Source organism: Pseudomonas sp., from assembly GCF_037994325.1.
Lineage (GTDB): Bacteria > Pseudomonadota > Gammaproteobacteria > Pseudomonadales > Pseudomonadaceae > Aquipseudomonas.
The window spans coordinates 1-8,708 of the sequence record NZ_JBBNAH010000208.1; the positions used below are offsets into that span (position 1 = coordinate 1).

The 8,708-nt window shown below is 58.8% G+C and carries 11 protein-coding genes; 7 read left to right on the forward strand and 4 right to left on the reverse strand.

Going from position 1 to position 8,708, the window contains the following annotated elements:
* Positions 1–416: triacylglycerol lipase (locus tag AAAB16_RS06975; RefSeq protein WP_340662688.1), on the reverse strand; the 416-nt coding region annotated here is incomplete at its 3' end.
* A 589-nt stretch (positions 417–1,005) separates the two neighbouring features.
* On the opposite strand from AAAB16_RS06975, the gene AAAB16_RS06980 reads away from it, so the two are divergent.
* From AAAB16_RS06980 to AAAB16_RS07005, 6 genes are all read left to right on the forward strand, one after another.
* A complete protein-coding gene (locus AAAB16_RS06980; protein ID WP_340662689.1) occupies positions 1,006–1,311 on the forward strand; it encodes a class I SAM-dependent methyltransferase in 306 nt (101 codons plus the stop codon).
* A gap of 193 nt (positions 1,312–1,504) precedes the next feature.
* On the forward strand, positions 1,505–2,644 hold the full coding sequence (locus AAAB16_RS06985; protein WP_340662690.1) for an acyl-CoA dehydrogenase family protein: 1,140 nt from the start codon (positions 1,505–1,507) through the stop codon (positions 2,642–2,644).
* 19 nt (positions 2,645–2,663) lie between these two features.
* Positions 2,664–3,482, forward strand: a complete 819-nt coding sequence (locus AAAB16_RS06990; protein ID WP_340662691.1) for an amidohydrolase family protein — start codon at positions 2,664–2,666, stop codon at positions 3,480–3,482.
* Between the two features lie 33 nt (positions 3,483–3,515).
* On the forward strand, positions 3,516–4,697 hold the full coding sequence (locus AAAB16_RS06995) for a CaiB/BaiF CoA-transferase family protein (protein WP_340662692.1): 1,182 nt from the start codon (positions 3,516–3,518) through the stop codon (positions 4,695–4,697).
* A 79-nt stretch (positions 4,698–4,776) separates the two neighbouring features.
* Positions 4,777–5,319, forward strand: coding sequence for a hypothetical protein (locus tag AAAB16_RS07000; protein ID WP_340662693.1), 543 nt, complete (start codon positions 4,777–4,779; stop codon positions 5,317–5,319).
* A gap of 19 nt (positions 5,320–5,338) precedes the next feature.
* Positions 5,339–5,644, forward strand: a complete 306-nt coding sequence (locus AAAB16_RS07005; RefSeq protein WP_340662694.1) for an NIPSNAP family protein — start codon at positions 5,339–5,341, stop codon at positions 5,642–5,644.
* Between the two features lie 73 nt (positions 5,645–5,717).
* Here AAAB16_RS07005 and AAAB16_RS07010 read toward each other — a convergent pair whose 3' ends face one another.
* The 3 genes from AAAB16_RS07010 to AAAB16_RS07020 all read right to left on the reverse strand — a co-directional run bounded on the left by AAAB16_RS07010 (position 5,718) and on the right by AAAB16_RS07020 (position 7,707).
* Complete coding sequence (locus AAAB16_RS07010; protein ID WP_340662695.1) at positions 5,718–6,212, reverse strand: SprT family zinc-dependent metalloprotease; 495 nt, start codon at positions 6,210–6,212, stop codon at positions 5,718–5,720.
* 107 nt (positions 6,213–6,319) lie between these two features.
* Positions 6,320–6,919, reverse strand: a complete 600-nt coding sequence (locus tag AAAB16_RS07015; RefSeq protein ID WP_340662696.1) for a Yip1 family protein — start codon at positions 6,917–6,919, stop codon at positions 6,320–6,322.
* 167 nt (positions 6,920–7,086) lie between these two features.
* Complete coding sequence (locus AAAB16_RS07020) at positions 7,087–7,707, reverse strand: DNA-J related domain-containing protein (protein ID WP_340662697.1); 621 nt, start codon at positions 7,705–7,707, stop codon at positions 7,087–7,089.
* Between the two features lie 112 nt (positions 7,708–7,819).
* Between AAAB16_RS07020 and AAAB16_RS07025 the strand changes: the two genes are divergently transcribed.
* Positions 7,820–8,629 (forward strand): DUF547 domain-containing protein, encoded by an 810-nt coding sequence (locus AAAB16_RS07025; protein ID WP_340662698.1) that lies wholly within the window; start codon positions 7,820–7,822, stop codon positions 8,627–8,629.
* Positions 8,630–8,708: the final 79 nt, after the last annotated feature.

The following is an 8,708-nucleotide window of genomic DNA, read 5'->3' on the forward strand; positions in this document are numbered from 1 at the left end:
GCTGAGCCCTTATGCGGCCCGCCAACGCTGGTGGCCGAGGCAACCAGATCGGGACGCACAGCCGCTACATAACGGATGGTCGGGCCGCCATGGCTGTGGCCGATCAGGTTGACCTTGGGCTTGCCGCTAATGGCGACGATTTCTTCCACTTGCGCCAGCAATTGCTCGCCGCGTTTTTCCGAGGTGTCGAGTTGGCTGACCTCGGTGATGTACACCTTGGCGCCGTCGCTGCGCAGGGCTTTGGGAATGCCATACCAGTAGTCGATGCCCAGAATGCTGTCGAAACCGAGCATGCCGTGGGCCAGTACCACCGGGTATTTGGTTTGCGTGTAACCGGTTGAAGCTGCATCGACCTGGTTGGAAATCAGCAAACCAGAAACGACGCAGAGGGCGAGCAGAGTTTTATTGTTGTTCATGTGCGCTCTCGTAAGGGAAGAATAAGGCAGTCGTCGCCATCCAGGGCAGCCCCCACGCCCGTCCAAGGCGCGTACTACAGCGCAAGCGGTAGTACAGGATTCATGCCACTACAAGCGAAACGCCGGGCGTGGCTCTAAGTCGGATATTTCCGACATGTTTGCGTGTTTTGTCGGACAATTTTGGGTGTTTCCCCTGTTACTGGCTGAAACGGCGGGCGCGGCTTTTGGCCACTTATGCCGGGCCTCTTGGGTGCTGGGCGAGAGGGAAGAGGGCCGGTTTTTTCCAGCCTATCGTGCCGAATCTAACCTAAGGTTGGGTTGGCAGGCGGCCTCAGGCCAGGCAGCCCAAGCTTGACGCCTAGAGGCTGCTTCCCTAGGATTGCCGCCAGCGCCGATTTAAACAGCTACTTGCGGGGCGCTACTGAAGACGGGACCACCCGCTTCTAAATACCGCTAAAGCGCTGGTTCGGTGTTGCCTCTCACCGCTGCCTGCACAGCTTCTGAGGCGAGAGAGCCGTACATGAATGCCCCCACTGCTTTAAATACCCCAGTTTCCCCGGCCCCTGCGCCACTGCCTGCTATTGCCCCTTTGAACCTGCGCCCCCTGCTGCGTTTGGCACCTATCACCAGCGGTCTGGCCCTGCGCAATCCAAAAATCCTTCTGGGCGGCAACCATCAACCGACCCTCGTACGCTACCTCGAAGGCTGGCCGAAACGCTGGGGCGCACCCCGTACGTTTTTGATTCAGTTCGTGGCCAATGACGAATCGCTGCAACGCTTTGCGCGCGATAGTTTTGACTTAGCCGTGGTGCAGGCGCCGAGTGCTGACAACCTTGAAGCATGCGTGCATGACCTGGTTCGCGTGGCGCGCCAAGGCTTAATAACCCGACGCTAAGCGCTGTTGATCTCGTAGGGTGTGCTGCGCGCACCGGGCGATTTCCGCGTTTACCCCTCGGTGCGCACAGCACACCCTACGCGTGGTAGGGCTTGACCGAATACGTCAACCCTCCCTGAGCACATGCGTCATTGAGCCCTGCGGCGAGCGGCGCCTACCCTGCGTGACAATAAATCGACAGGGAACCCACCGCATGCAACGCATCCATTTCGAAACCGAGCACACTCTTTTTCGCGACGCCTTTCGCGCCTTCCTGCAAAAAGAAGTGGTGCCCCATCAGGACGCCTGGGAGGAGGCCGGTGTGGTCAGCCGCGAGGTGTGGTTAAAGGCCGGCGAAATGGGCTTCTTGCTGCCCTGGGCCGACGAAGAATACGGCGGCAGCGGCCTGAAGGATTTCCGCTACGAGCAGATTATGTGCGAGGAGCTGGCCAACATTAACGAGGCCGGCTTTATGTTGCCGCTGCACTCGGCGCTGTGTGGCCCGTATATCGCCGACTATGGCAATGCCGAGCAGAAAGCGCGTTTTCTGCCGGCGATTATTCGCGGTGAATGCATTCTGGCCGTGGCCATGACTGAACCCAGCGCCGGTTCCGACCTGGCCGGCATGCGTACCACTGCCGTGGACAAGGGCGACCACTACGAGCTCAACGGCTCCAAGGTGTTTATCTCCAACGGCCTGCTGGCGGACCTGGTAATAGTCGCGGCAAAAACTGACCTGGCCAACAAACACGCCATGGGCCTGTTCTTGGTCGAGCGCGGCATGCAAGGTTTTGAGCGTGGGCGCAACCTGAAAAAGCTCGGCATGAAGAGCCAAGACACCGCTGAACTGTTCTTCAACAACGTCAAAGTGCCGAAGGAAAATCTGCTGGGCGACGCCAAAGGTGGCTTCTTTTATTTGATGAATATGCTGGCCCAAGAGCGCCTGACCAACGCCTGCGGCGCAGTTGGTGGTGCCGAGGCGGCGTTGCAGGTCACCATTGACTACGTAAAAGAGCGCAAAGCCTTCGACCGGCCGATCTCGCACTTTCAAAACACCCGTTTCAAGCTCGCGGAAATGCGCACCCAGGTCGACGTGGCGCAGGTGTTTGTCGACCGCTGCGTCATGGACCACAACCAGAAAAAGCTCACCCCTGAAGTCGCCGCCGAGGCCAAACTGTTTACCACTGAACTGCTCGGCAAGGTGGTCGACGAAGGCGTGCAACTGCATGGCGGTTGGGGCTATATGTGGGAATACCCGATCTGCAAGATGTACGCGAATGCGCGTATCCAGCGCATTTTTGCCGGCACCTCGGAGATCATGAAAGAGATTATCAGCCGCGGCATGAAGCTCTGATCGCAAGGAGGGCAAGGCCATGAATGCCATCGATGCCTGGGCGCAGGTCGCCACCGGCCGTACCCATCAGGAGCTGCCGGAAGTGGCGCGGCTGTTCGAGAAATCCGGCTCGGCGCATTTGCTTAAGCAGCATCTGAACCCGGAGCAAACGGTGGCGCTGATGGATCAGGGCGGCGTCGATAAGCTGATGCTCGCCGCCTGGTGTCGGCCGGAGCGTTGGTTATGCACCAACGATGAGGTGGCCGAATTTACCCGGGCCTTTCCAGAGCGGTTTGTGGGCGTGGCCACGGTAGATTTGAGCAAACCGTTGGCAGCCGTTCGCGAGCTGGAGCGGGCGGTGACCGAATTGGGTTTTAAGGCCCTGCGCATCGTGCCATGGCTGTGGAAGTTGCCGCCTAACCACCGCCTGTACTACCCGCTGTATGTGAAGTGCATTGAACTGGATATTCCGTTCTGCACCCAGGTGGGTCATACCGGGCCATTGATGCCCTCGGAAACCGGGCGGCCGGTCCCGTATCTGGATGAAGTGGCGCTGGACTTCCCCGAGCTGCGCATTGTCGCCGGGCATATCGGCCACCCCTGGACCGATGAAATGATTGGCCTGGCCTGGAAGCACGACAACATTTATATCGACACCTCCGCCTACCTACCGCGCTACTACCCGCCGCAGCTTTTGCACTTTATAAGCAGCTATGGTCAGGACAAGGTGCTGTTTGGCAGCAACTTTCCGCAGCTGTCGTTGCACAAGTGTACGAGCCAGGTAAAAGAGTTGGCGCTGAGCGATGAGGTGCTCGCTAAATTCCTCTACGGCAATGCCCGTCAGGTTTTCAAACTCTAGTGCCGGACTACCCAACAATAAAAAGGAAAAGCCATGAGCGGTCCGCTGTCTTCGCTGAAAATTCTGGATTTCTCCACCCTGCTGCCGGGGCCCTTTGCCTCGCTGCTTATGGCTGATATGGGCGCAGATGTGTTGCGCGTGGAGTCGCCCAGCCGTGTGGATTTGGTCCGTCTATTACCGCCCCACGATCAAGGCGTGGCGGCCAGCCATGCCTACCTGAACCGCAATAAACGCGGCATCGCCCTGGATTTGAAACAGGCGGCAGCGGTGGAGGTGGTCAAGCAGTTGGTGCAGGAGTACGACATCGTGCTCGAGCAGTTCCGCCCCGGGGTGATGGACAAGCTGGGTGTCGGTTATGAGGCGTTAAAGGCGATCAATCCTCGGCTTATTTATGTATCCATTACCGGCTATGGCCAGACCGGGCCGTACAAAGATCGCGCCGGGCATGACATCAACTACCTGGCGTTGTCTGGCATCGCCGACCAAACCGGGCGCCTGGACACGGGCCCGCTGCCGCTGGGCATTCAAGCAGCCGATATTGCCGGCGGCTCGCTGCACGGCGTGGTCGGCTTATTGGCCGCGGTAATTCAACGCCAGCAGACTGGGGTAGGGCAGCACGTCGATATCAGCATGACCGACTGTGTCTTTAGCCTGCACGCCATGGCCGGCGCCGGTTACCTGGCCTGTGGCGAAGAGCCGAAAATGGAAAGCCAGGCGCTTAATGGCGGCAGCTTTTACGACTACTACCGCAGCCGCGATGGCCGCTGGTTTTCCGTCGGCAGCCTGGAGCCGCAGTTTATGCAGCCGTTTTGTGCGGCGATTGGCCGGCCCGAGTTGGCCGCCCACGGGTTGTCGCCCAAACCTGAGCAGCAACGTGTGCTAAAGCAGCAGATTCAGTTGGAGTTCGAAAAACGCGACTCCGCCGAATGGAACGAGATTTTTGCTGCGCTGGATGTGTGCGTTGAGCCCATGCTCAGCTTGGCCGAAGCGGTGCAGCATCCGCAGTTGCAGGCCCGCGAACTGGTGGTCGAGGTGCCACGCGACGGCAAACCTGCGCAGCGGCAAATCGCGTGCCCGATCAAATTCTCCAGCGCATTGCCTGCGCCTCGGCATATTGGCGCGCCAGTGGGCGCACACACCGCTGAAGTGCTGACGGAGTTGGGCTATAGCGCTGAACAGATTGCCCAGCTGCGTGCTGGAAAGGTGATCGCCTAGGCGTTAGGCGCGGCTGCTTTCCACGGCCCCTTGTGCTAAAAAGCCCACCTCACCACGCGCAGTTCAAGGAGCAACACGCATGGGCAAGCATTCAGGGATAAGCATGGCACTGGCGCTGTTACTCAGCGCAGGCGTTGCCTACGGCGAAGAGCCGGCGGGCGAAACCAGCACGCTGAAAGAGTCGGCCAAGGCCGCGGTGTCATCGGCCATCTCCGCTGGTAAAAATCTGCTTGGTGGCGCCTCCGAAGGCGTGACCGAAGGCCGTGAATCGGCGCAAGGCGCCGATGGGGCGCTGATCATCTCCCAGTTCGACCAGTTGGATGGCAAGGTCGAGGTCAAGCTGCTGAAAATCGAGGCGGTCGAGGGCAACCTCAGCGCCTTGTTCGGCTTTAAAAACCTCACGGACAAACCGGTGCGTCTGATCAATCTGTGGGCTAACGGTGCATTGCTGGCCATCGACCAAGACGACTATTCCAGCGGCCTGGCGCCCGACGTTGCCAACCCTGAAGAAGTGACTGTGCCGCCGAAAACCGGTGTGCGGCAGAAATTTATTTTCCAAGGGCCGGTTGAAGGGCCGAAATCTGTACGCCTATGGGGCAAGGATTTCAACGTCGGCAAATAATCGCAAAGGGACATAACGAGTGGTCACCTGCTACCTGCGCTACGTGCTCGACCCCAATAAACTCAAGGAATTCGAGCACTACGGCACGCTGTGGATTCCCCTGGTGGAACGCTTTGGCGGCCAACACCACGGCTACTTCCTGCCCTCCGAAGGCGCCAACAATATCGCCCTGGCGCTGTTCACCTTTCCAAGCCTGGCGGCCTACGAACAGTACCGCCACGACTCGATGCAAGACCCCGAGTGCCTGGCGGCGTTTCAATATGCCAAGGACACCCAATGTGTTCTCAGTTACGAGCGCAGCTTCTTTAGACCGGTTTTTAGCTAAGCCGTAAGGTGTGCTGTGCGCACCGAGCGCAAACGTTGAAACGGTCTGGTGCGCAGTACACCCTACGGGGTGTTTATTCTTCGCGCTGCTGCCCGCTAAACACCAAGGTCGCTTTGCAGCTGCGGCAGTAGTAGCGGCGGCCTTTGCGTACCAGCGTGTGGCGTTGGGCGGAGAAGGGGAAGTCGCGGTCGGGGCAGGCGCAGCTGTAGACATAACGGGTGACGCTGCGGCGCTGAATTTCGTAGGTGTGGCAGCGGTCTGCCGGCAGTTCGTAAACGCCCTGCATGATCAGTTGCCATTCCTCACCATGGGGCTGAATGTGCGGGCCGAACATTTCCCGGGCGATCATATGCGCCACTTCGTGGGCCACGGTTTGTTTAAGGAAGTGGTCGCGGTTTTCGGCGTAGAGCTTGGGGTTAAAGCGCAGCAGGTTTTCATCGAGGTGGGCCACCCCGGCTTTCTGGCCTCGTAATTTGAGGCTGACGATGGGGCGGTTAAAGCGGCGTCTGAAAAACGCTTCGGCTTGCAGGTAACAAGCCTCGACACGAGCATTCAGCAGTTCGGGCATCGAGTTCCTCCGGATAACAGGCGCGATTATGCCCAAGCACGCCGCCGGCCGTTTGCCTAAAACAACGAAACCGCCAAACGGCGGTTTCGTTTTGTGCAGGCCAGGCCTCAGCTCCGATAGATCGGGCCTACGCCCATTTCCCAGAAAATAACCGACATGGCGATCATCGCCACCAGCACCACCAGGCCTACCGCCAGCACCGAGCTGGAGAACAGAAAGCCTTCGTCCTGGTGAATGTTCATAAAGGTCGGTATGCCGACATAGAGCAGGTAAACCGTGTAACAGATCGCCGCCGTTCCCACGAACATGGCGAACCACAGGTTGGGATAAAGGGCCGCTAAACCGCCGATAAACAACGGCGTTGCGGTATAGGCAGCAAACACGACACAGCGGCCCATATCCGGGCTGGCGTCGTAAGTGCGGGCCATCCAGTTGATAAACGCGCCCATAACCGCCACACCGCCTAGCATCGCCAGGTAGGTCATGGCGGTCATCCACAGCGCACTGGCTTCGGTCAGCATTACCGGCGAGCCATTGCCCACCGTCCAGCCGACCTGAGTTGTGCCGATATAGGCAGACACTGCGGGAATCGCCGCGAGGATCAGTACATGGGTCAAATACATGTGGCTGATGCTTTCTTCTTCGCCGCGGATCTCTTGCCACTCTCTGTCAGGATGCGCGAAAAGCCCCCAAACGTGATGGATCATACGAGACACCTCCTCTTGTTATAACGGTCGCCCCCCAGCGTAGCGCCCGGCACGCATGAGTAGCGCTACAGGGTGCAGGGCCGAACCAATGCGACCGTATGTCGCAGTATAGGCAGGGGCTGGAGGCCGCGTGGGGCGTGGTTTTAGAGCAAATGGGTCTCTAAAGGTCAGCGGTAATAGCGAGCAAGAATTTCCATCGCCAAATTGATCGACTGCAGCCGCGAAGTGCTACCGCCGCGATCCGGATGGTGCTGGCTGACGAGCTGGCGGTAACGCTGTTTGATAATGGCGAGATTGAGCGTCGCGCTGCTGCCATCCAATTCAAACAACTCCAGCGCCGCACGCTTTTCGTCACCGCCCTGCATGCGCTTCCAGAAGCTGGTGAGAAGTTTCTCCACATCACGCTCGCTGGTGCCGTGCAAATGGCTTAAGTCGAGGTAATACGCGCGCAACGGATCGGCTTCGCTCAGTTCGGCATGGCCGGCGGTGTAGGGCAGCAGTTGAATGCTCAGCGGGCTGATCTGTAAATGCGCGGTTTGCGCCTGCCAAAGACGGTCGCGCAGCAAGTACAGGGCGTTGAAGAGCAAGAAGTGCGTGCGAAACAGCACCAGCTTGTCGGTCAGATCAAGGTTGGGAATGTGCGTTGAGTGGCATTTTTTCAATTGCTGAATCAGCAGGTATTCGCTGCAACCGTCTGGCGCTTCACGCAGCAAGTGCAGCACCTGGTCCGCTAGATCCAGGCTGTTATCCAGTTCAACGGGCGCAGAGGAGGTGGGGTTTTCAGTCATGGCCGCAGCCTAGCACAGCACTGCCACGCCCTTGTGCGGCGGAACTCGCATCGTTCAGGCCTGTCCCACGCAGCAGACAACGGCCCGTGAAGCCGTTACGGAGAACGACTTTATGCGCCGGTTGCGCACCCTGTTTGTTATTGCCTCTCTGCTATTTGCTGGTTTCGCTTCTGCCGCGCCATCCGCTGACCCCTGGGATATCTGGAACGCCAGCGACGAAAGCCGCGCAGCCCATATCGACCACAGTGCCTGGCAGGAACTGCTGACCCGCTACCTGAAAACCAGCCCCAAAGACGGTATCGCCCGCTTCGACTACGCCCATGTCGACTCCGTGCACCGGCGCTTGCTGGATGTGTATATCGAGCAGCTCAGCGACCTCGACCCGCGGCAGTTCACCCGGGCTGAACAGTTCGCCTACTGGGTCAATCTCTACAACGCCCTGGTGACCCAACTGGTGCTGAAAAAGTACCCGGTGGACTCCATCACCAGCCTCGGCGCCTGGTACCAGTTCGGGCCGTGGGACAAAAAGGTCACCAAAGTAGCTGGCGAGAAACTCAGCCTCAACGACATTCAGCACCGAATTCTGCGACCGTTTTGGCCCGATCCTCGGCTGTTTTATCTGCTCAATTGCGCCAGCCTCGGTTGCCCGAACCTACCGAGCTTTACCCTCAGCGCGAAAAACACCGAGCAACAGCTAAACGATGGCGCCCGCGCCTATATCAATAGCTCCCGTGGCGTGGCGTTTGAGGACAACAAATTAGTGCTGTCGCGCCTCTACGACTGGTACGCCAAGGACTTTGGCGGCGAGGAGGGCGTGCAGCAGCATCTACTCAAGTACGCCGAACCGGCGTTGGCGCAGCAGTTAAAGAGCTTTAAGGGCGATACCCGCTACCGGTTTGATTGGGACTTGAACAAACAGTAGCTGTTTCACCGTCGTCCCCGCGCAGGCGGGGATTCAGCGTTTTGCGGGTGAATAGTGTTTGCTGAATGATCTTCGCACC